26 protein-coding genes are annotated in these 23283 nt (G+C 26.3%); 18 read left to right on the top strand and 8 right to left on the bottom strand.

Annotated features, from left to right (window positions below; all coding sequences use genetic code 4):
• Nucleotides 1-165 precede the first annotated feature (165 nt).
• Genes ACR82Z_RS03380 through ACR82Z_RS03340 form a run of 9 tightly spaced genes read left to right on the top strand, consistent with a single transcriptional unit; the run spans nt 166 to nt 7691 of the window.
• The gene (locus tag ACR82Z_RS03380) at nt 166-870 is read left to right on the top strand and encodes a DNA-methyltransferase (protein WP_435128798.1); all 705 of its coding nucleotides are present in this window, start codon (nt 166-168) and stop codon (nt 868-870) included.
• On the top strand, nt 860-1735 hold the full coding sequence (locus ACR82Z_RS03375) for a DNA adenine methylase (RefSeq protein ID WP_435128795.1): 876 nt from the start codon (nt 860-862) through the stop codon (nt 1733-1735). The genes ACR82Z_RS03380 and ACR82Z_RS03375 overlap by 11 nt, the downstream gene beginning before the upstream one ends.
• Entirely contained in the window at nt 1725-3581 is a 1857-nt protein-coding gene (locus tag ACR82Z_RS03370) for a hypothetical protein (RefSeq protein WP_435128792.1), read from the top strand. The genes ACR82Z_RS03375 and ACR82Z_RS03370 overlap by 11 nt, the downstream gene beginning before the upstream one ends.
• A gap of 8 nt (nt 3582-3589) precedes the next feature.
• Nucleotides 3590-4129 (top strand): tRNA (cytidine(34)-2'-O)-methyltransferase, encoded by a 540-nt coding sequence (locus tag ACR82Z_RS03365; protein ID WP_435128789.1) that lies wholly within the window; start codon nt 3590-3592, stop codon nt 4127-4129.
• On the top strand, nt 4116-4832 hold the full coding sequence (locus ACR82Z_RS03360; RefSeq protein WP_435128786.1) for a TrmH family RNA methyltransferase: 717 nt from the start codon (nt 4116-4118) through the stop codon (nt 4830-4832). Before ACR82Z_RS03365 ends, ACR82Z_RS03360 begins: the two co-directional genes overlap by 14 nt.
• Entirely contained in the window at nt 4832-5119 is a 288-nt protein-coding gene (locus ACR82Z_RS03355; protein WP_435128783.1) for a hypothetical protein, read from the top strand. Before ACR82Z_RS03360 ends, ACR82Z_RS03355 begins: the two co-directional genes overlap by 1 nt.
• Nucleotides 5106-5957 carry a ribosome biogenesis GTPase YlqF gene (ylqF, locus tag ACR82Z_RS03350; protein ID WP_435128780.1) on the top strand — a complete coding sequence of 284 codons (852 nt, stop codon included), beginning with the start codon at nt 5106-5108 and terminating at the stop codon, nt 5955-5957. The genes ACR82Z_RS03355 and ylqF overlap by 14 nt, the downstream gene beginning before the upstream one ends.
• Entirely contained in the window at nt 5950-6336 is a 387-nt protein-coding gene (locus ACR82Z_RS03345; RefSeq protein WP_435128777.1) for a YigZ family protein, read from the top strand. Before ylqF ends, ACR82Z_RS03345 begins: the two co-directional genes overlap by 8 nt.
• Entirely contained in the window at nt 6324-7691 is a 1368-nt protein-coding gene (locus ACR82Z_RS03340) for a M17 family metallopeptidase (RefSeq protein WP_435128774.1), read from the top strand. Before ACR82Z_RS03345 ends, ACR82Z_RS03340 begins: the two co-directional genes overlap by 13 nt.
• Nucleotides 7692-7777: 86 nt before the next feature.
• Here ACR82Z_RS03340 and ACR82Z_RS03335 read toward each other — a convergent pair whose 3' ends face one another.
• From ACR82Z_RS03335 to ACR82Z_RS03325, 3 genes are all read right to left on the bottom strand, one after another.
• A complete protein-coding gene (locus ACR82Z_RS03335; protein WP_435128772.1) occupies nt 7778-9925 on the bottom strand; it encodes a Tex-like N-terminal domain-containing protein in 2148 nt (715 codons plus the stop codon).
• Entirely contained in the window at nt 9906-10520 is a 615-nt protein-coding gene (locus tag ACR82Z_RS03330; protein WP_435128769.1) for a nuclease-related domain-containing protein, read from the bottom strand. The genes ACR82Z_RS03335 and ACR82Z_RS03330 overlap by 20 nt, the downstream gene beginning before the upstream one ends.
• Nucleotides 10521-10627: 107 nt before the next feature.
• Entirely contained in the window at nt 10628-11704 is a 1077-nt protein-coding gene (locus ACR82Z_RS03325; RefSeq protein WP_435128766.1) for an aquaporin, read from the bottom strand.
• A 243-nt stretch (nt 11705-11947) separates the two neighbouring features.
• On the opposite strand from ACR82Z_RS03325, the gene ACR82Z_RS03320 reads away from it, so the two are divergent.
• Nucleotides 11948-12685 (top strand): DNA-processing protein DprA, encoded by a 738-nt coding sequence (locus ACR82Z_RS03320; RefSeq protein WP_435128763.1) that lies wholly within the window; start codon nt 11948-11950, stop codon nt 12683-12685.
• A 1971-nt stretch (nt 12686-14656) separates the two neighbouring features.
• On the opposite strand, the gene ACR82Z_RS03315 is transcribed toward ACR82Z_RS03320, so the two are convergent.
• Complete coding sequence (locus ACR82Z_RS03315; RefSeq protein WP_435128362.1) at nt 14657-14779, bottom strand: hypothetical protein; 123 nt, start codon at nt 14777-14779, stop codon at nt 14657-14659.
• A gap of 148 nt (nt 14780-14927) precedes the next feature.
• On the opposite strand from ACR82Z_RS03315, the gene ACR82Z_RS03310 reads away from it, so the two are divergent.
• The 5 genes from ACR82Z_RS03310 (at nt 14928) to ACR82Z_RS03290 (ending at nt 17111) form a co-directional block, all read left to right on the top strand.
• Nucleotides 14928-15407 (top strand): hypothetical protein, encoded by a 480-nt coding sequence (locus ACR82Z_RS03310; protein WP_435128760.1) that lies wholly within the window; start codon nt 14928-14930, stop codon nt 15405-15407.
• Complete coding sequence (locus ACR82Z_RS03305; protein WP_435130638.1) at nt 15361-15606, top strand: transposase; 246 nt, start codon at nt 15361-15363, stop codon at nt 15604-15606. Before ACR82Z_RS03310 ends, ACR82Z_RS03305 begins: the two co-directional genes overlap by 47 nt.
• A 66-nt stretch (nt 15607-15672) precedes the next feature.
• A complete protein-coding gene (locus ACR82Z_RS03300) occupies nt 15673-15831 on the top strand; it encodes a hypothetical protein (protein WP_435128757.1) in 159 nt (52 codons plus the stop codon).
• Nucleotides 15803-16141, top strand: coding sequence for an IS3 family transposase (locus ACR82Z_RS03295; RefSeq protein ID WP_435128754.1), 339 nt, complete (start codon nt 15803-15805; stop codon nt 16139-16141). Before ACR82Z_RS03300 ends, ACR82Z_RS03295 begins: the two co-directional genes overlap by 29 nt.
• 160 nt (nt 16142-16301) lie before the next feature.
• The gene (locus tag ACR82Z_RS03290; RefSeq protein WP_435128751.1) at nt 16302-17111 is read left to right on the top strand and encodes an HAD hydrolase family protein; all 810 of its coding nucleotides are present in this window, start codon (nt 16302-16304) and stop codon (nt 17109-17111) included.
• Between the two features lie 15 nt (nt 17112-17126).
• Here ACR82Z_RS03290 and dnaJ read toward each other — a convergent pair whose 3' ends face one another.
• The 4 genes from dnaJ to ACR82Z_RS03270 are packed head-to-tail and all read right to left on the bottom strand — an operon-like array spanning nt 17127 to nt 20188.
• Nucleotides 17127-18242, bottom strand: a complete 1116-nt coding sequence (gene dnaJ / locus ACR82Z_RS03285) for a molecular chaperone DnaJ (RefSeq protein ID WP_435128748.1) — start codon at nt 18240-18242, stop codon at nt 17127-17129.
• A 51-nt stretch (nt 18243-18293) separates the two neighbouring features.
• Entirely contained in the window at nt 18294-18704 is a 411-nt protein-coding gene (locus ACR82Z_RS03280) for an MHO_1590 family protein (RefSeq protein WP_435128745.1), read from the bottom strand.
• Nucleotides 18688-19761, bottom strand: a complete 1074-nt coding sequence (locus tag ACR82Z_RS03275) for a hypothetical protein (protein ID WP_435128742.1) — start codon at nt 19759-19761, stop codon at nt 18688-18690. The genes ACR82Z_RS03280 and ACR82Z_RS03275 overlap by 17 nt, the downstream gene beginning before the upstream one ends.
• A complete protein-coding gene (locus tag ACR82Z_RS03270) occupies nt 19742-20188 on the bottom strand; it encodes an MG284/MPN403 family protein (protein WP_435128739.1) in 447 nt (148 codons plus the stop codon). The genes ACR82Z_RS03275 and ACR82Z_RS03270 overlap by 20 nt, the downstream gene beginning before the upstream one ends.
• A 161-nt stretch (nt 20189-20349) precedes the next feature.
• Here ACR82Z_RS03270 and mnmE point away from each other — a divergent pair, with 161 nt between their 5' ends.
• The 3 genes from mnmE to rsmA are packed head-to-tail and all read left to right on the top strand — an operon-like array spanning nt 20350 to nt 23281.
• Nucleotides 20350-21702 (top strand): tRNA uridine-5-carboxymethylaminomethyl(34) synthesis GTPase MnmE, encoded by a 1353-nt coding sequence (gene mnmE / locus ACR82Z_RS03265; protein ID WP_435128737.1) that lies wholly within the window; start codon nt 20350-20352, stop codon nt 21700-21702.
• Nucleotides 21702-22505 carry a TatD family hydrolase gene (locus ACR82Z_RS03260; RefSeq protein ID WP_435128734.1) on the top strand — a complete coding sequence of 268 codons (804 nt, stop codon included), beginning with the start codon at nt 21702-21704 and terminating at the stop codon, nt 22503-22505. Before mnmE ends, ACR82Z_RS03260 begins: the two co-directional genes overlap by 1 nt.
• On the top strand, nt 22505-23281 hold the full coding sequence (gene rsmA, locus ACR82Z_RS03255) for a 16S rRNA (adenine(1518)-N(6)/adenine(1519)-N(6))-dimethyltransferase RsmA (protein ID WP_435128731.1): 777 nt from the start codon (nt 22505-22507) through the stop codon (nt 23279-23281). The genes ACR82Z_RS03260 and rsmA overlap by 1 nt, the downstream gene beginning before the upstream one ends.
• Nucleotides 23282-23283: the final 2 nt, after the last annotated feature.

Genomic DNA, 23283 nt, shown 5'->3' with positions numbered 1-23283 from the left:
CCTTATATATAATATTCTATTATAAATTTTTAAAATAACTGATAAAAATTTTGGTTGTGAATTACCTTGTGACTAAAAATAAATTACAATATTAAACGAGACAAACATAAAGAATTCAGGAAGTTTTACATCCAATATGATAAAATTTTAATAAAAGGATATAAAATGCAAATTAATAAAATTTACCACCTAGACTGTATCAATTTGTTCAAGCAAATGAAACAAAGTCATATTAGTGTTGACTGCATTATTGCAGATCCACCTTATAATATAAGTCGTAAAAATAATTTTCATACTATAAAAAGACAAGGGATTGACTTTGGTAACTGAGATAAAGATTTTGATCAAACACACTGAATTAAAGAAGTTAAAGTGCTTTTAAAACCTGGTGGTAGTATTTTGATATTTAATGATTGGAAAAACCTTGGAGTAATTGCTGAAACACTAAATCAAAGTGGTTTAATTGTTAAGGATTTAATTCGTTGAATTAAACCCAATCCGATGCCCCGAAATATTAATAGAAGGTATATAACAGACTTTGAATTTATTATTTGAGCTGTTAAACCAGGTAAAAAATGAATTTTTAATTTTGACAATAACAAAGATTATCCATATAAAAAACCTGAATATAATTTTGCAGTTGAAAATTCTAAAACCATAAGGATTCATCCGACTCAAAAACCAGAAAAACTAATTATGGAATTAATTAAAACACATACGAATAAGGGTGATTTGATTCTTGATCCTTTTATGGGTAGTGGAAGCACAGCAATAGCAGCAATAAAATTAGGAAGAAATTTTATTGGTAGTGAAATAAGTGATGACTATTTTAAAAAATCACAGAAAAGATTATTAAAAAATGCAAAATAAATATATACGTTCTCCACTTAATCATTTAGGTAATAAATATCGTATTTTAGACATTATTTTTACTAATTTACCTAGTATGCAGGCTAGTACGAAATTTGTTGATGTTTTTGGTGGTAGTTTTAATGTTGGTATAAATAACCCTTTTAAAAATGTTATTTACAATGAATATGATAAAGCACTTTTTAAAATATTAACATATTTTTTAAACACAGATTTTGACATAATAGACAAAAAAATCAATGAAAAACTAGAAGAATATCAACTTAGTTATAAAAAAAAGTATAAAGAGAATAAAGAGAAGTATTTAGTTATAAGAAACGACTATAACGAAACTAAGGATATAATATTATTAATAATATTAGTATTTTTTAGTTTTAATTCAGAATTGCGCTTCAATAAAAAAGATTTTTTTAATGTTCCAATAGGAAAAAGTGGTTATACCGAATATAGAAGAAGTAATTTAATAAAATTTATAGAATTATCCAAAACTAAATTAATTCAAACATATAATTTAGATTTTGAAGGTTTAGTGCTTGATTTAATTTCAAAGTATAAAACAGATCAAATTATATTTTATTTTGATCCCCCATACCTTATTTCAAATGCTACATATAATAATAATTGAAACATTGATGATGAAAAAAGGTTGATAAAAATATTACAAAAATTAAATGATAAAAAATATAAATTTATTTTATCTAACTTTATAAAAAACGGAGATGTTGAAAATAATATATTAAAAGAATTTTTAGAAAAAAATAAAAATCTTGTTATAAAAGAAATTCACACAAATTATAAAAGTAGCAATTATCAAAGAATCTCAAAAAATACAACGGAGATATTAGTAAAAAATTATGAAGCATAAAGTCAAATTATGAAAGATAGGTGATACATCATGGAGAAAAAATAATCAAATCGCATTGTATAATTTTGTTATAGATTATATATATAAACAAAATATAATTTCTGATTTATTAGGCGAATATCAAAACTTTTGAAATGTTTGTGTAAAAGAAGGATTTAAACAAAAAAATACAAGTTATTTAGAAAAAGATATAAATTTACTGTTTAAGACTTTAAGAAACTTTAGCTTAATAAAAAAGAATGAAAAAAAAGAAAACAATATAACACTTTTGAAAAATCGGGATGGTAGTTTTTTTTACAATATTCTTGGTGGAACTAAAGGGAATAGCGAAATTTTTAGATTATTAGATTTATTTGGAGAATATTTTGGTATTTCATCAGACACCTTTATTTGAATCTGCTTATTTTTGAAATTTAATACAAAAGATATAAATGATAAATTTCAAAGTAAATATCCGTTTTATGAACTCTTTTCTTCATTATGTAAAAGAAAATTTATGTCTAAAGATAACTTAATAAATTTACATTTTGCTATTGAAGAAAACCGAAGTGAAAAATGAAAAGAATTTAATTTTAGAAAGAAAATAAAAAATTGAAAATTTTATAATACTTTAAGTGAAAAAATTAAAGATAAAAATTATGATAAAGAATGAGAAATTAATTTTGAGAGAATTTTTTCATTAAAAAATTCGGAAAAAATTATAAAAATTTTATCTTTAATAGTAAAAAAAAGATTGCATCTTGAATGAAAAGTTCAAAATCGAAAACAAATTATTGATTTTTTTAAGAATATACCTTTTAATGAATTTAATGAACAAGTTAGTTATTATTCTGATATATTAACAGCAAAGGAAGAATATTTAAACCTAACTTTATATTGATTAAAAAACCTTGAAATTTTTACAATAGATTATAATGATAACGAAAAATATTTAACTTTTAGAAATGATGAGATAAGAAATTTTTTTAAATTTCTTATTCTTGAAGATAGAAAAATGCTTTTAAATAATTTGACTACATCATCTCTAGAAGATTTTGTTAAACAAATTTTAAAAATATTTGAGATCTATATTAATCAAACAAATATTCAAAAATATCAAAAAGCACTTATACCACCTTTTGATTTATGAGAAGTAGTTAGCTTTATTAAAAATGGTATAAATATAAATACTTATCTACATAAGATAAAATTAGACCAATCTAAAGAAAAATGAGAACATTTAAATGGTATTTCTCGAGCAATTTTAACTGAATATTTTATTAATTTATATGTTTGATATATAACAAAAGAAAAATATTGATATGATAATTTTCCAGAATTTCAAGACTTTGCTAACACATTACTAGATTATAATCTATATCCTAAAATGACAGCACCTGGTGGACAACCAGATGCATCTTTTGTTTCAAAAGAACTAAATATTATTGTAGAAACTACAATTTTAAATAACAAAAGTCAATTAATAAAAAATGAAATTGAACCTAATAAACGACATGCATTTGAAATATGGAAAAATAATAAAGTTAAAACAATAGTATTATTATTTAGCGAAACAATTTTCAAGAGTTTTTTGCAATATTTATATTTTGCTTTCGATGAAAGCAAAGATTTAATAAAAGAAAATAATACAAATTTATGGGTAAATACATCCAAAATGATTACTATAAAACCAATATTAATTCAAGAATATTTTCAAAATGTTAATAATTTCACTGACCATATAATAGAACTTTTAGAAAATATAGAAAAAACTAATAATCTTATTAAAGAACAAATTGTTAATAATGATAATTTTAATGATGATAATGTAACAGAATTAATGTTTATAGAAGCAATTACAAAATAAGGAGAAAAATGTTAAATATTGTTTTATACCAACCGGAAATATGTCCTAATACAGGAAATATTATCAGAACTTGTTATGCTATCGGGGCTAAATTGCATATTATTAAGCCGATATCCTTTGATTTGCACCCAAAATGACTCAGACGTTATGGTGCTGGTAGAATGCTTTCTGATATACCTCATGAAGTTCATTTTAGCTATAAAGATTTTGCTAAAAAATACACAGATAAAAAAATTTTTTATGTAACTAGATATGGTTTAAAAAGTTATACAGACATTGATTATAAAAGAGTTTATGATGAAGAAAATGAAGTTTGATTAATGTTTGGAAGAGAATCGACAGGCATTGATAAACATATTTTAGCATCCCATTTAGATGACTGCATACGTATTCCGATGGTTTCAGCAATGCGTTCGATAAATTTAGCAAATAGTGTTTGTATTTTAGGTTTTGAAGTAATGCGACAACTTAATTTTCAAAATTTATCAAGATACGAAGTAGAAAAGGGAAAGGATTTTTTATTACAATTTCAAGATGTTAACAAGTAGGGCAAACGAGAAAATCAAGTTCTTAAAGAAATTACAGTTAAAAAAGTATCGTGAGAAAGAACAGAAATTTCTTATATATGGACAACATTTAATAGAAGAAGCATTAAAAAAAGATATAGTAATTGAAATATTTGAAACACCATCACAACAACTTTATCCCAAATCTACATTAATATCCGAATCCTTAATAGAATATTTATCAGAAACAAAATCCCCATCAAAATGCCTTGCATTATGTGATAAAAGTAAACTTAAAAATCAAAGATCAAATAAAATAGTGGCATTAAATAACTTACAAGACCCTGGAAATGTAGGAACAATAATAAGACTCGCTAAGTCATTTGATTTTGATACAGTTATTGTTGAAAATCTAGATGTATATTCGGATAAAGTAATTCGTTCAAGTCAGGGTGCAATATTTGATGTTAATGTTATCACTACAAATAATTTGTATCAATATTTAATAAGCATAAAAAATAACTTTTTTATCTATACTACAGCATTAAATAACAAAGCAGTGTCACTAAATAATGTTAATTTTAGAGAGAAAAACATCATAATAGTTTTTGGTAACGAAGGGCAAGGTACTTCAAATGAAATTCTGAAATTATCAAATCACAATATTTATATACCTATTTCTTTTGAAAGTTTAAATGTTGCAACTGCAGCAGCAATAATAATGAATAAAGTAAGGAACGGATAATGAAAATAAATGATATATTAAAAAAAATTTATGAAAAAATTGATGGTTCAACCGTAAATATCACCTTAGAAGGATATAGTCCTGAACAAGTAAATAAAATTTTTTCAGAAATTATTGACGAACTATTAATTGCAAGTAGTAAAATAGAGCAAAAAGATCAAGAAATAAATACATTAAATGATGAAATAAAAAAACTACAAAAGCAATTAAGCGAAAGTGATTATGAAAAGAACAGACTAACAAATAAGCTGAGTTTATATAAAAAGGACGAAAATGATCGAAAATAAAAATGAATTTGAACAACTAATCCAATGATATCCTGGACATATGGCAAAGGGTTTTAGACAAATAAAAGAAAATTCAAAATTGGCAGATATATTTATTGTGGTTTTAGATGCAAGATGTCCAATAAGTTCATATAATGAAGATTTTGATCAAATTTCACCACAAAAACCAAGACTTTTTATTATCACAAAAAGCGACTTAATGGATGTAAGCAAAAAACAACAAATACAAAAAAGATTTGCTAATGAACAACTTTTATGACTTGATTTGAGGAATAAGAGATCAAAAAATATAATTTTAAATAAACTAAAACAGATGAACAAGGAACGGATGGCAAAAGATAAAACCAAAGGAATTATTCAAACAAAAATTAAGTCTTTTGTTGTGGGAATACCTAATTGTGGAAAGAGTACATTGATTAATTTAGTTTCATCAAAAGCGACGTTAAAAGTTGCTAATTTCCCTGGAGTTACCAGAGAACAAAAATGAGTAGTAAATAATGAATTTTTGTTTTTAGATACACCAGGGATATTATTACCAAGGTTTAATGATCAAGAAACAGCTGTTAAATTACTCACTATAGGTTCAATAAAATTAGAAAATTTCCCCATAGCGAGCGTTGCTAACAAAATATGAGCACTATTATCTAAATATTATCCACAAAAATTAATCGAAATAGGTATGCAACCACAAGAAGATGTTAGCAAAATTTATAATCTGTTTTATGATTATGCTCAAAAATTTAATATCTATAAAGAAAAAGGTAAAATTGATTTACCAAAAGCACAAAATCATTTTGTACAATGGGTAAAAAAATTAAAAGGTGTTACATTTGATTAATTTTGTCAAAGTATCATATTTTATAAAAAAATCTGAATTTATAGGATATGTATTTTCGATAAAATCTAAAAGACAAATACCAAAATATTTAGATTTTGTTAAAAACCAACACAAAAAAGCTCGTCACATAGTATATGCTTATATAACTTCACAAAACGGTATTCAATCAGCAGGTTATAACGATGATGGAGAACCAAAAAACACTGCTGGAAAACCTATTTATCAACTGTTACAGCTTATGAAGCTTGAAAATATTTTAGTTGTTGTTGTAAGATATTTTGGTGGTATAAAATTAGGTGCGGGTGGTTTAATTAGAGCATATAGACAAGCAAGCTTATTAGCAATAGATAAATTTAAGGAGAAAAAATGATTAAATTAACCAAACAAAGAGATGATTCTTTATTGTTAAAACCAGCATTCGAAGGAATGGATTTTCCTGATTATGTAGGTGAGAAAGAGTTTTGTGTAACTAACAATCACGCTACAAAAGAAGTATATGTATATATTAAGAAAGAAGATCAAAATATTTTTTCTTTAAAAGAGTGAATTAAAAACTTTGCAAGCAATTTAAATTTTGATTATCAAATTGATTTAGAGGCATTTGCATCACTTTTTAACAAAGAACAGTTACTTCGTTTATTTGTTTTTGGGATATATTTTGCAAAAGCAAAATTATTCCAAAAACACTATGAGCAAGAAGAAAAAGTTGAAAAAAACATCGGGATTTTAGATGTAGATTTAGATGAGAAAACATTTGAAATATTTAATAACTTCAAAATAGTTGCTAAAGCAGTTTCAGATGTCCGAAATCTACAAATTACACCAGAAAACTTCCTAAATTCTGAGCAATTAGCAGCACATATTGCAAGTGACTTTAGCGGAATAGAAAATTTAGAAGTTAAAATTTTAACTAAAAAAGAAATACAAGAACTAAATATGGGACTTATTTTATCCGTAAATCAAGGAAGCACCCACGAACCAAGAGTTGTTATTGTTAAATATTTAGCAAATCCAGAAAGCCGGGAAATCACATCTGTTGTAGGTAAAGGAATCACATTTGATACAGGTGGAGTTAATACAAAAGGATATCATATGAACGGAATGAAATATGATATGTCAGGTTCAGTTATAGTTGCATATGCTGTGAAAGCACTTGCTCAATTGAAAGCTAAGGTTAATGCATATGCTGTTATGTGTATTACAGACAACAGACTTGATGGTGATGCATCTCTACCAGAAAATGTTTATCAATCGATGTCTGGTAAATGGGTTGAAGTTGTTGACACTGATGCAGAAGGTCGTTTAGTGCTTGCTGATGGGATTTTTTATGCAGCTGAAAAATTAAATTCTACTACTATTATCGATGTAGCAACATTAACTGGAACAATTTTGACAGCATTATCAAATGTTTATACCGGAATATGATCTACATGTGATAAAAAATGAGATGTATTTAGTGAATCAGCAAAAATAGCACAAGAAAAAGTATGAAGAATGCCGTTTCATAAAGACTTTGATAAAGGAAATAAAGGTTCAAAAGTTGCTGATCTAGCAAATTGATCAAGCAAGGTTCGTTCCGATTCAAATCAAGCTGCATTATTTCTAAAAGAGTTTACAAAAGGAGTGGATTTTATTCATTGTGATGTTGCTGGCACAGCAGATAAAAACGGGATACCACAAGGAGAATTGGTAGCAACATTGGTTGAAGCGATATTAAGGTTGCAGCAAAATTAAACTTATTTATTTATATTATCGCTAAAGCAGGAAAAATATTATCATAATTAGTTATTAATCTTTTTGTCCTGATTTACTTAATATAGTTATTTATCTATAATCTTTCCGCTGACACGATGTCTTTTTTCATCTATTTCGACTATTTCTGTGTCTACTATCATTCCTACATAAAATTTTTCATAGATTGAGCTACCAAGTAAATTAGCATCTTTTTTTGGAACAAAAAGATGTTTTTTAAGTCCAATATAAATAAATAAACCAAAATCAGTTACATTTTCAACTGTACCTTTTAATTTATTACCTGGGTTCAATTCTCATTCATCTAGATAAAAATCTTTTACCAAAAAACCAGTTTTATCTTTGTCAAAATTCTTTATCGGATTAGATAAAGCATCCAGAATCAGTTTAATATCATATTCGTTTGAATTAAATTCATCAATAAGTTGTTCAATATTTAAATGTGAAACATCTATTCCTTTTTCGTTTGGTATTAGATTGTATTTGTTAATAATTTTATTTGCTAAATCATATGATTCAGGGTGGATGAAGGTTTTGTCTAAAAAGTTATCTGAATTAAAGATTCTCAAAAAACCTATACACTGTTGATAAGTTTTTTCACCCAATCCTTTGATAGATAGCAGTTGCTTGCGATTTGTGAATACACCATTATTTCTACGATGTTCAAGTATTTTTTCAACATTTGATTTGTTTAAACCTGAAACATAAGACAAAATTGATTTTGTTGCCGAGTTTAAGTCAACTCCAGTTTCATTTACTACCTTATTTACCTTATGATTTAGTGATTCTTCGAGTTCTTTTTGGTTTACATCATGTTGATATTGCCCCACACCAATTGATTTAGGATCGATTTTTACTAGTTCATTTAGTGGATCCAAGAATTTGCGTCCGATATTAATTGCACTACGTTCTTCAACGGATAAGTTTGGAAATTCTTCTTGGGCTATTTTTGATGCAGAATAAACACTAGCTCCAACCTCTGAAACAACAGTTCATTTAACTTTCATTTTTCTTTTTTTGATGAATTCAGCGATAAATCTCTCGGTTTCTTGTGAAGCAGTCCCGTTTCCTATAACGACTATATCTATTTGTGGAAACTGAGAAAATAATTCATTTAATTTGCCAGTAGCACTTGGTTGATTATTGTTTTCTTTACTATAAAACCTTGTAAAAGAAGGAAAAATTTTATCTACTTTTAAAACATCTCCGTTTGGATTTAAAACAGCAATTTTGCAACCATTTTTATAACCAGGATCGATTGATAAAACTGTATGTCCGTATGTTGCAGGAGCAGTTAGAAGTTTTTCAACTGAGTTAGCAAAAATCTGAATTGCTTTATGTTGTGCTATTTCAAAAAGTTCATTAAATATTTCTGTTTCAATCGAAGTTAAAATAAGTCGTTTTAAAGCATCCTGTAATGGTAAAAGTAGTTTTTTTTCGTTAATTTTATGTTTATCAACTATCCTTAAAATACCATTTATAATAGGTTCTTTTTTATATTCAAAGTTTTTAGTTATGATTTTTAGCTTGCTTGCTCGATTAATTGCAAGTATGTTATAGTTTTTAACATCTCTAATGTGTCGATCAAATTTATAATAACTTAAAAACTTATTTTCAGGGTCTTCTACACTTCTGTTTCGTTTAGTTTTTAAATGAGCATTCTTAATGATATATTTTTTAACAAAATCTCTAACTTTAACATCTTGAGATATATTTTGAGCAATAATGAAATTAGCCTGTTCAATAGCAAAATCTATTGATGTAATCTTATCATTTAAATATTTTGAGGCCTCATTGCGGATGTTAAATTTAGGATTTTTATTATTTAAAATACTATCTGCAAGTGGTTTTAAACCCAATGAAATAGCATGACTGGCTTTTGTAATTTTACCAACTTTAAAGGGTTCATAGATTGCTTCTAACTCGCTTTTTGTTTGTGCTTTAAAAATCGCATTTTTGATTTCATTTGTTAGCAAATCTTTTTCTTTAAGTATTTCAATGATACTTTCTTTGCGCATTTCAAGTTCAACATTATACTTATATTCTTTTTCTATTTCAAAAATTTGTTCTTCATTTAAACCCTTTGTTTCATCTTGACGGTATCTAGAAATAAAAGGGATTGTATTTCCTTCTTGCAGCATCGATAAAACTTTGTTTACTTGATATGTTGTAATTCTTAGTTTTTCGGATAATAAATTAATTACTTTTTGATTCATATTTTTCCTTTTGAATAAGTTTCTTAAAGTCCTTTTTTTCTTTATTTGTTTTTGCTTTCATTGCATTTAACTGTGTTTTAACATCACCTTTATTTATAATTGGTATTTGTTTTTTAGCAAAATCATCAAGCATTGAAATTGTTTCATCAATTTTATCATCGGTTATAAATATAATATGAGATTCTAAATCCTTTATCTGTATATCTGAAATATTTGGAACAATAATTAAATATGCATATGGAACATTTTTACCAATAATTTTGAAGGTATGATTAAGATTTCTTTGTGCTTGTAAGATTGGGTTATTTACAAAATTTGGTTTTTTGTGATTTTTGTTATATATTTTAAGTTTATCATCTGTGCTTGAACCTACTATTTCTCCTTGATATAACTTAATTTCGCATATGACTAAAAAAGAATCAGAAATTAAATATCCATCTGTTTCAAATGCTTTTTGTTGATAATAAAAAATTCCACCATTTACATATTCAAAACTCTTTTTAACTAATGCTTTTTTGATTGCTTGCGAAACTTTTTGTTCATATATATGTCCTTTTTTATTGTTTTTATAATCGTATTTGTATTTTCATATCAAATATCAAATCACAAGGGTTATAAAAAGTAAAGTAAAAAAACTAATAAAAAAGATGGTCAAAATTAAGTGTGTTTTTCAATCCATATTACTCCGATTAAAAAATTGAACTATTTATGTTCAATTTTACCATTTTGGTTTGATTCTTCACATTTTTCCATACATTCTGCTTTTTTATTTTTAAAACCAATAATTTTTAGCACACAAGGATTAAATCATCGAGCAGTCAATCCTTGCATAAACATATAGAATGCAGGAGCAAATAAACCACCTAACAACATTGAAATTGTTGCAGAAATTACTGAATTTTGATAAACAGATACTGCTTCAGCAGAAACAGAATTAGTTGCATCTTTGATAACATCATAGCCTTGCAAAGTGTTTTGAATTTGTAAGTATCCATCTGTAGTGATGTTGTTTTCAAAAGCAAGAACAGGCAATTGTTGTGCTAAACCACGAAACGGATTAATTGCTACCGAACCACCTAAAAGCCCCATTCATACAGCAAGCGAAATAATAAACATTATTAAGATATCACGGTATTTGTCGTATATATTAGGTGAAAAAATAGGGAAAAGCAAGATTGCAGTCATAATCAGTTCAATAAAAAATATTCATATCGAACCACTTAGCATTGCATAATTAGGTGTTCAGTCTCCACGGAAAAAGTAATATGCTTTTTTGGTAGCGGTTATTGTATTTCATGGTTGATTAGATAAATAGCCAATATGATGTACTGCTGTTGCTTTACCAACAGCAAAAATAATAGCACCAGCAACTATTGCTGCAAGCATTTGCATAAATATTTTATATGATACATATCAACCTGTTTGACTACCACACAGATATCGATACATTGACACAGCAGGATTTAGGTCACTACTTCATCTGTTGAAAATAAATAAAACTAAACCAACGGCTATAAACCCCACATAAAAACCGACTACAATTGGATGTAATAAAAAGTTTTCTATTGTTAAAGGAGAACCTTGTCCTTTTACAACAGTTATATTAGTAGATAAACCCGCAAGCAGTAATGTTAATAATAATGTTCCAAAAAACTCTGAAAAACCATGAATAATTCAAGATTTTATATCTTTGGGACGCTCTGCAGATGTTCTGTTTTTTCTTCTTAGTTTAAAAAAACTAAAAACACTTGGTTTGGGTGAATTACAAGTTTTATCCATTATGTTTCCGTTCTTAATTTTGATTTAGTTTTTATTTCAAACATTATTTTATTTCTATTAATTATATAAATAATATAAATGGTGATTAAACATAAATAATAATGTTATTTATTTAGCGATTATTATATACCTTTTTATACAAAAATAACATAAAATAATGTGTAATTTTATAAATTTATTTTCCTTTTTTGGTTCATTTACAGTTTATTTTGTATAAAAATAAATAATAAAAATGGAGAAAAGATGAAAGATGTAATTTTATATTTTAGTACAAAATTTAAAGGTGACCAATATCAAATTTATAAACACATTCAAAATGGTAGTCAGATTCCTAATAAAGAAATAGAAAATATTAAAAGCAACCTAAGAAACTTAGGTATCGAATATAAAACAATTATCGAAAATGACTATCCTAAGGAGTTATATGAAATAAATGAATGTGTTTTTGCTATTTATTATCGTGGTAATTATGATTTAGTTGCTGCAAAAGAAAAATTTTATATTATTAATGAACTTTGAGACACTTATAATTGGAGCATAATAAACAAAAACCTTGATGTACTAGTAAAAGAAGTTGTATTGATAACTAATGATTATAAAAAGACAGAAAGTGAATTTGTAAATTTATTTCGCTCTAAGGGTGGTAAAATCATACATTTAGCTAAAGAAGGCCTTGATAGTTATGATTATCGTGGAATGAATTTAGATAATGAACTTGTTATAAGTCAATATCCACCAGATACACATCCACAGATTAAATATTTTAAACAAAGTAATTTTATTGCAGCAACACTAGCAAAATGTTTGTTATCCTTGTCACTAAAAAAAGAATCTAAGTCAAATAATTTAATATCAGCATTTTTAAACTTAGGTAAGGAAATTTTTTGTTTTCCAGGCTCGGATATTGATGATGGTAATAACCAACTTATTGCATCGGGAGCTAATCTGATTTGATCAATATCAAAGGTACTGAATATTTAAAAGAAGAGCGAATGCCCTTCGCTGAATTGCAATTAAAGAAGCTACACTAAATGCAATGATTAAGAAGACGAATAAAGACTTAAAAATCAATATTTGTCTTCTTTTGTTTACTTATATTTTTCACAAAAGAAAAAAAGAAAGAAAACAAAATCAGTAATCAAAAATTACTGATATTCCTTTTTCTATCTAGTTTAATTTTCTATTTATATTTCTTGAAAAATTTATTTTTCGATGTATTTGATTGTCTTTTTAAATAACTGTAAGCATATAAAGGTTCTTCATCTGGTATAGGTTTTCAAGGATCTAAAAAATAATTGTAATGATAAAATAACTCATCTGAACTTTGGTATTTAAAAAGTTTTCGAGGCATTTTATTTATTTCGTTTTGGACTAAAAGTAATTGATCTTCTGTGACATTATTGAAGTTTGTGCCCTTTGGAAAATATCTACGAACCAGTCCGTTGAAATTTTCAATCCCACCCTTTTGCTGCGATGCATATGGGTCTGCCTTGTAGATATAAATGGCTATATATGTTTTAAATGTGTTTTATTTGAAAATAATGTATAATTTAGTAATGTCAACAAAAGATGAAAAACTCAAACAACTAAAATTAATAATAAATTCATGAATAAAGTCATTTACTGACGCTTCCGAATGATGTTAAAGAAGTATTAGCATCTTATATTACTTCATGAAATAATAGTAAAGATATAACAATAGAAAAACCTAAATATTGTCATAGATAGTGGATCTGTAAAGATACACAAGCACGGTTCAACAAACAACATGCTCTCGTTATAGAATGTTTAGATTGTAAGAAAACTTTTAGTAATTGCACTGGAACAGTTTTTGAAAGGCTTAAGAAAAACACATCAAGTTTAAATATCAAATGTTTCTTGAGTGTCATTTAAAGAAATTAACACTTAAAGAAACTGCAGCGATTTGTGGAATTAATTTAAAAACAAACTTTTGTTTGAAGACATAAATTATTAGATTTTATTAAATCTAAGCAAAAAGAATCAGATGTCAGTAGTGGAATAATCGAGACTTGACGAAATATATTTTCTTGATGTAAAAAAGGTAGACACAAGAACGGAATAGGTAGAGCAGCAAGAAAACGTGGAAAATCTTTATACTATAACTCAAAAAGAGGTATAAATAGTGATTTAGATTGTGTTTCTACTATGGTTGATAGAAATGGGGAATCGCAATTTCTTATTTAGGAAAAGGTAAACCTTCTGCAGAAAAACTATATTTTGCTTTTAAATACAAAGTTAAAAATCCTGAATCTGCAAAATTTATAACTGATGGGGAAACATCATATAAACCTTTTATAAATAAGATAGGTGCATCTCATTATATTGTTGGTGCTTCTAAGAAAAAATCTTTTGTTTATAAAGAAAATTCAGATAAAACAAAAAGTGTAAGGGAAAAATTACATATACAAAATGTTAATAATTTTCATCACAAGATTAAAGAATTAATTGAAAATGTATATAACGGAGTTTCAAGTAAAAATTTAGATAAGTATATAAATTGGGTAAAGTGAACAAGAATAAACAAAGGAAATCATTATTCAATGATGATAAACTTTAAATAAATTTTTAACAAGCAGGTAAAAATAAGACAAAAAGATTTTTTGGATTCTTAAAATATAACAAAAAATAAGAATTTAAATTAAATAATAAGTTGTTTTTTAGTTTTTTAACAAAAACATTTAAAATTATTTAAAAACACACATTTAAAACATAAATAAACTTTTCATTATATAAAAACAAACTCAAATATGAATCTGTTGAACTCTTCCCGTCGTTAGTGAGGAGTTTTTTATTATTATAATCTTCTGCTAATTTCTTTATCTCTTCATTTGAGTATTTTCAGGCATGAATGTTATCTCTATTCTTATGAAGAACAAATTTTTTAATAAACTTCTTCTCCCTTTTATATAATTTTCTTATATTTAATAACAGTTACGAGAGATTTTCCGATTTTTTTGCTAAACTCTGTATTGTTAAATCACTAAATTGCATTACTGTTTGTAAATTTATCAGTCTTGTTTTTTCGAAATTAGATAATTCAAAGTTATTGTTCATTATTAAATCCTTACAAAATTATATACTATAGTAATTAGTAAAATTTTGTTTAATAATTCACGAAAAATAAAAGATTTTTTCTTTAAAAATAAAGTAGGACGTAGGGTAGTACCACCCTAGCGATTTTTGATAAAAAAGGAGTAAAAATATGTGAAAACACCTAACTCACGAACAATGAAAATTTTGAATCGAAAAATATCAAAGTTGTAAATCTAAAATTGAAGTAAATATTTTTTGAATTGAATTTTGCAAAATTAGAAATACAAAATTAACAAAAGAAGTAATTAAAAATTTCAAAAATAAGATAAAAATATATAATTTAAATATGAATTTATGCAGCAAGACAGGAAAGTCTTTGAAGAAAAATAAAGGTGTCGGAAGAAAGAAAATTAAGTTAAACATTAAATACGATGAACTGAATAATTACAGCAAAGAGTTTGTGATAGAAATTTTGAAAATTTTTACTGAATCCACAAATAATGAAATCGATTTAGATGAAGCAATTTCAAAAATTAAGAAGTTAAATTCTTATGTTTCGTTAAACAAAATTCTTTACCTTTTAGGTATTTCAAGAACTAGTTATTTCAGATGAAAGAAACAAATTAATTTACCAAAACCAGAAGCTTAAAAATACTTCTGATGAAGAACTTGTTATTAAATCTTTCAAAGAAAATAAAGGTTTATATGGTCGTGTAAGATTATCGATTTACATCTACAAAAAATATAAAATAAACCTAAATTACAGGAAAATAGGGAGAATAATGAACAAATTTTCTTTAAAATGTCTCGTTAGACAAAAGAAAAGAAAAAAAGAAAAAAGGATATAAATGTAAAATTTATCGATCTTGTGCAAAGAGATTATAACGGTGAAAAGAATAACATTGTTTCTATAGATGTTTCATATATTACTGCTCCAAAAGATTCAGAATCAAATCATTTATATTTATCAGTTGCAATACATCACAAAACAAAAGCATGTTGTGTCTTGAAACCTTTCAGAAACAAATGACACAAAACTTGTTATTGAAGCACATTTCAAAAATTCATTTTAAAGATAAATGAATACTTCATTCCGATCACGGATATCAATATTCTTCAAAAGAATATATAAAGTTAACACAAAAATTAAATGCTCAAATTTCAATGTCACGAATAGGAAATTCACTAGACAACAGAGAATCAGAATATTTCTTTTCTGTTATAAAATCAGAATGCTTAAATTTATACAACTTAAATAAATTAACATTTAACGAAATTTATCAATTAATTGATGAATATATAAATTTTTATAATAAAATTAGATTCCAATCAGTTTTAAATTGGAAAACTCCACAACAATGTTGGAGAGAATTCAATTTTTAACAAAACACATTTTTAGTACCACAAAAGTGTCCATGTTTAAAAGTTTTTACTTTTATTTTCTAATGCAAAATTATATTATTTTTTCATTTTATAAAAGAAATTCATAAAATTTTTTTATAGCAGTATTTTATAGTAAATTATAATTTTGTATAATTAATTTATGAATAAACCTAAAATTATTTTTATTGACTTAGATGGAACAGCAATTGATGGTCCTGGAGAAAAGTTTTGACAAAAAGAAGTAACCGAATTTACTAAGGAAATAGTTAAAAAAGTTCAAAATTTTATTCCTATTGTAGTTTCAACAGGACGTGGGGTTAATCCTAAAACTCTTGCTATTGTTCAAAGTTTAGGTTCAAACTCTTATATTGCTTGAAATGGTGCACAAACTGTTATAAATGGACAAGTTGTCCATTCAGTTGTTATTCCAAAAGATATTGCTAATGAATTATTTGATGAAATAAAGAAAAATAAATGCTTTGTTGTTTATGATTCTAATCCAAGAGAACATGCATATACCAAAAACTGATTTTATCGTCTAGTAATGGGTTTTGGTAAAAAAACAGCAAAAAAATATTCACAATATAATAAAGATTTTGAACCTGCTAAAGCATTGATTTGAAGTCTATCAAAAAATAAGATTTTAAAGCTGGCTGAAAAATGAAGTGAAAAATTTGATGGAAAATTAAATGTTTCTTTATCTGGAAGCAACAATATTATCGAAATAACAAATGTAGGTATTTCTAAGGGTGCAGAAGAGGCAAGATTATGTGAATTATGAGGAATCGATCCAAAAGAAGCAATGCATATCGGTGATTCAATGAATGATGCATCTGCTAAAGAACATATTGGTAAATTAGTTGCAATGGCTAATGCTGTTCCTGAATTAAAAGAAATTGCTGATGAAGTTACAAAATTTCCTTGTTCTGAATCTGGATTAGCTCGTTATATAGAGCAATTTATAAAATAAGCAGATTTTATCTGCCTATTTTAATGTCTTTTGAATTTGTTTATAAATGTCAGAATTAGTTGTATCTGAAATCTGTGCAAGAACTTCATTAAGTAGTTTTGCTTCTTTTCTAGAAATATCAGGAACTATAAAACTTAAAATAACAATTAAATTACCAACTCCATATTTGTTTTTAACGCCCTTACCTGGAATTCTAATTTCTTGACCAGATACATAACTTCTTTTTAATGTATAACTTACATCGCCATAAGGTGTAGGAATAATAACATCTCTTTCTGCTAGCACATCGAAAACTGATACTGGATAATTTAAATATAAATCATTATCTTTGCGTTTAAAATGTTTATGTGGTTTAATACGTATTTGAATATACATATCTCCTGATGATCCACCATTAATTCCTGGTTCACCATAACCATCGAGTCTTAATTCTCTACCATCATCTATTCCTTGTGGGATTTGTAAGTTAACAGTTTTAAGTTGTCTTTCATATTTGTTACCACGACATACACTACATTTTTTAGTTATTCTTTTACCAACTCCACCACAAGTTCCACAAACAACATGCTGTTGCATTTGTCCAAAGATACCACGTGCCACTTTGGTTACATGACCACTACCTCTACATGTTGAACAAGTTTGGATATCAGATGCACTTTCAGCTCCACTTCCACCGCAATGTAAACATGTTTCATTTTTATACATCTTTTGTTTAATATTTTCACCCATTAAAGATTGCATAAAAGTAATTTCCATTGTTGCATGGATATCTTGACCCTTTCGTGGTTGATTGCTTGTTTTGCGAGAACCACCACCAAAACCTGAAAATATTGATTCAAAAATATCACCAAACCCTTCGAAACTACTTGCAAAATCCGAATAATTTGCTCCATTTGCATATTGTCCATTTGCTCCAGCATGTCCAAATTGATCATATGCACTACGTTTTTTAGAATCTGAAAGCACTTCATATGCTTCATTTATTTCCTGCATCTTTGTATGACTATCTGCATCAGTTGATTTATCTGGGTGATATTTTTTAGCTAACGAACGATAAGCTGATTTAATCTCTTGCTCGCTTGCTGTTTTACTTACTCCTAAAACTTCATAATAATCTCTCTTTGTACTCATAGTATTTAAATTTTAGCACATTTTTTGTTTATTTGCTAATTTTTTAATTTTTTATTCTGCTAATTTAATAAGATACTTTTTAATCTCACTATCACTTTTATCGCTATATTTTAATAATAAAAGTATTTCTTTTTCATTTATTTGTTCATAATTAAAATCAATTTGCCCTTTTTCCTTAGCAAACCTACGGATAATATCTTTGATTATTTCTTCAACTATTTTTTTATCTAAAATATAATTACCATATTCGTCTTCTTGAACATATTTAGCAAAATACCTAGGTTCTAGAATTGGAAAAGATGTAGCTATCTCTTTCTCTTTAATAGGAACCGTATCTTCTTTATTAGTATTTTCTTCTTTAACTTCTTCTTTTTTATTTACTACTGTGTATATTCCATAACCAACTCCTGCAATCGAAAAGCCTACTAATATAGATATTGTGAATTTATAAATCTTCTTCATTTTTCTTTCTTTTAATTCACTGATTAAGTTTAAAAGTATTTATGTCATAGAGTTTCTCAATTAAAACAGAGTATTTAAAAATTTGTTTTTTAAATTCTTCTGAATTATTTATCGGCAATTCTTGAATAATTAATGAATTTGCTTTACTTGGTTTGCTCAATGCTTTAAAGTTTTGTTTGCGGTTGATTATAAACTTTGCATAATTTGTTTCAATGTAAAACTTAGAATTCAACTCACCTGAAAAGTTTTTATTTACTACAACTGAATTATCAATTTTTTGAATCAATTTTGCATCTTCTGCCTTTGCAGATGTAACAAAATCAAAATCGTAGCTTATCTTATTAATTCCTGCTACTTTTTTATCTGCTAATTCTATCTTTTGCTCTTTTTTATCTTTATCAAAACTTGCTGCATAATTACTTTTTATTACATCAAAAGACGTGGAGTTTGGTAGATATTTTTCTATTTTTTCATCATATGATTTATCGCGATAAACATATAATTTTAAAGGTGTTGTCACACCTTTTGATGTATTTAAATCATCAAAAGTTAAAAAGACATTCCAATACCTTTTGCTAATCTCTAACTTTTTATTATGAATACGATAAGTAATAGAATAAGGGATTAAAAGTTTTGCTAAATTTTCTTTTATGATTAAATTATCAACATAATTTTTAATATGATTTTCTTGGATTTTGATTTTTCTTAAAGGTTTATCATCATCGGTTGCTAAAACTATCGAAATTTGCTTGTTCTCATTAGTTAAATCATAAATTAAACCAAATCTTTGCAAACTTGCATCAAAGATATCGTGATCTTTATTACCATAAAAAATATGCACTTTGTATTTATGAAGATTTTCAACTGCATTTGCACCATTTAAAGTTCGAAACAAAATTACAGTTTTCTTTGCACCTAAATTTCTTATAATTTCTATTTCAAAATTTCTGTTAAATGTTTTTACAACTTGATTATCTTCAATATTATATGTAACATTTTCAACAATTAACTCACTGCTTCGCTGGACATCATCATAATTATAATAATAAGGAATCATAAAAGTAACCTACAAACTGATTAATTGCATCTTTTTTATACTTATAAAAGGTTGTTTTAGAAAAGTGTTCTTCATATCAAGTTGTTTTACTCCTAGTTGCACGATCTAAATAGCATTTTTCAATAATCCAAGCATTTCGTGGTGTAAGATAATTTAAAATTGTGTGAATAATATCATTTTTATCATTTAGTTTTCTTTCAAAATTTTTTAATTCAGCAATCCTATTTTCTTCTGTCTCTAAGGTATTAAAACGAATCCTAATCAATTTCTTACGAATATGATCTAAATATTTTTCATATGAATCAAATAAGGATTTCATAATTTTTAGTTTAAAATTATAGTTGTTTTTGTTCTTTAATAATGTGTCTTTTTTTAAGTCAATTTTAAATACAAATTGATCATCTACGTACGGTTTTATTTCTGCCATAGTTTTCCTTTTTCTGAGGTTTCCCCTTTTAATTTATAACATTTATAAACATAAAATTATGGAAATTATTACAGACGAACTAAATACGGACTAATACAGGAATTTTTAATTGAAATTCCACATTTTTTTTACATAAATATATAATTTTATATAATAAGAAAATGAACGAAAATATAGCAGCAATTAGTAGTGGTTCACGAATAAATCAACCGATTTCTATTGTTCGTGTAGCAGGTCCAGATGCCGTTAAGATAGTTAAAAAAATTTTTAATGGTAAGGTTGGAGATGATCATCAAATTACATATGGTCATATTTTTGATAACGATATTTTAGTTGATGAAGTCTTGATAATGTGGTTTGTCGGTAAAGAATCGAAAGGAAAAATAATTTATAACAATTATGTTGGTGAACCTTTGATTGAAATTAATTGTCACGGTGGAATTGTAGTAACAAATAAGGTATTAGAACTACTTTTAGCAAATGGTTGCAGATTAGCAGAAAAAGGTGAATTTACCCGTAGAGCATTTTTAAACGGTAAAATGGATTTAGTTAAAGCAGAGGCGATACATGATTTAATTATGTCACAAACTACTTCACAAGCATTTGCAAGTGTAAATAAATTTAACGGTAAAGCATCACAACTAATTGATGAATTTTCTAATGATTTAGCTTTATTAATTGGTATTTGTGAAGTAAATATTGATTATCCTGAATATGAAGATGTTGAAAAAATTTCTACTCCATTGATGCTGAAAAAAGTTGAAAATTTAATTACAAAACTTGAGCAAATTGTAAAAGTTTCTGAAGATAGTAGATACATTTTTGACGGAGTTCATGTTGCTCTTTTAGGTAAACCTAATGTTGGTAAAAGCAGCATTTTAAATACATTATTAAGCGAAGAAAAAGCAATTGTAACTGATATTGCAGGAACCACCAGGGATTTAGTTGAAGCAAGTTATCAAATTAATGGAATTTTATTTAAACTTATTGATACAGCAGGACTAAGAAAAACAACAGAAGTAATTGAACAAATTGGGATAAAAAAATCACTTGAGCAAATTAAAAAAGCTGATTTAGTGGTTCACATCCTTGATCCAAGTCAAAAAGAAGATGAATTTGATGAAATGATTTTTAAAGAAAGCCAAAAACTAGGGAAGTTTTATATAAAAGTTCAAAATAAATCGGATTTGGTTAATAATAAAAATACTAACATTGTTAATGTTTCTGCTTTGAATAATGACATCAAAGAGCTTGAAGAAGCAATGGTTAAGAACTTTGCAGATATTAACATTTTTGATGAAAGAATTTTTAATAACACTCGTCAATTATCACTAATAAAATCTGCACTAAATTCAATCAAGGAAGCAAGAAAATCCTTACAAAACGATCAAACTTACGATGTGATTATTATTGATTTATATAATGCTTGAGATGAGTTGCAAAATATCAAAGGAAACGCTAATCGCGAAGACCTTTTAGATGTGATGTTTGCAAACTTTTGTTTAGGAAAATAATGTCAAATAAAAAAAATAAATTTATCGACGCTCATTGTCATTTGTTTACAGAGTATTATAAAAAAGAAGAGATTGAAAATATTGTTGCGGGTATTAACAACAACAATATTGAATTTATAATTAATAACGGGGGTTCTCACAAAAACAATCTTGAATGTATCGATCTTGCTTTGAAATATCATTTTATAAAAGCTTGCATCGGTATCCACCCCGAATCTGGTGAAGGTGAAAATGGCTATCTGCAAGTTGAAAAACTTCTAAATGAACATCAAAATTTAATTGTAGGAATCGGTGAAATAGGTTTAGATTATTATTATGAAGATGGTTTATCAAAAGAAAAACAATTGCTTAGTTTTGAAAATCAAATAAAATTAGCAAATAAATATAATCTTCCTGCTGTTATTCATATCCGTGATAAAGAAAATGTATATCAAGCTTACCGAGATGTCTATGATATATTAAAAAAATATCCAAATTTAAAATGTATATTGCATACTTTTGCAGGAGATTTATATTGAGCAAAGAAATTTATGGAGTTTAAGAATTTATACTTTTCTTTCAGTGGTGTAATAACTTTTGGTTCTGCAGATAAAACCAGAGATGTTGTTAAAATGCTTCCTCTTGATAGGTTTTTAACTGAAACAGATTCTCCATATTTAAGGGTACATCCATATCGCAACCAAATAAACGAACCTATTACAGTTGTTTATGTTGCTTATTATATTGCAGGTTTAAAATCAATCGGAATGGATAAATTTGTAGATCGAATTAATCGAAATTTAAGGAAGTTATTTAATTTATAATGAAAAATGTAGTATATGCTAAAAAGAGGTTTGGTCAAAACTTCTTAATTGATAAAAATATTATTAATAAAATTATTAATCTTGTTGGAACATATGATTATATTGTTGAAATAGGTCCAGGTAGAGGTGCATTAACATTGCAACTTATCAAAATTGCTAAATCTGTGTATGTATATGAAATCGATCCGGATATGGTGAATATATTAAAAGAAAATATCAATACAGAAAACTTATTTATCTACCAGCAAGACTTTTTGAAAGCCGATTTATCAAATCTACCTAAAAGCATTATTGTTGCAAATATTCCTTACTATATCACAACTGATATTCTTTTTAAAATTTTTGAACATCGAGATAAATTTTCAAAGGTGATTTTGATGGTGCAAAAAGAAGTAGCTCAGCGTATTGTTGCAAATTATAAAAGTAAAGAATATTCCAAACTTTCTCTTTCATGTCAATTTTTAGCAAATGTAAAAATAGAATTTGTGGTTTCTGCTTCTTGTTTTTCCCCTGCTCCAAAAGTAGATTCAGCAATTATTTCCTTAGAATTTAAAGATAATATTGATAACTACACCTGAAATACGTATAAAGAATTTTTTAAACTGTGCTTTATAAACCGTCGTAAAAAGCTTATAAGTGCATTAAAAAGTGTTTATTCGATGTCTGATATACAATTTGCTTATAACTGTCTTAAAATGCACGAAAACATACGAATCCAAGAGATTCCAATAGAACAAGTGATTTTACTATATCAATATTTAAATAAACGAATATAAAA

Origin of the sequence: Mycoplasma sp. 6243 (genome assembly GCF_051200785.1) — a bacterium.
In the GTDB taxonomy this organism is placed as follows: domain Bacteria; phylum Bacillota_I; class Bacilli_A; order Mycoplasmatales; family Metamycoplasmataceae; genus Mycoplasmopsis.
This window is presented reverse-complemented; position numbering and strand designations above follow the sequence as displayed.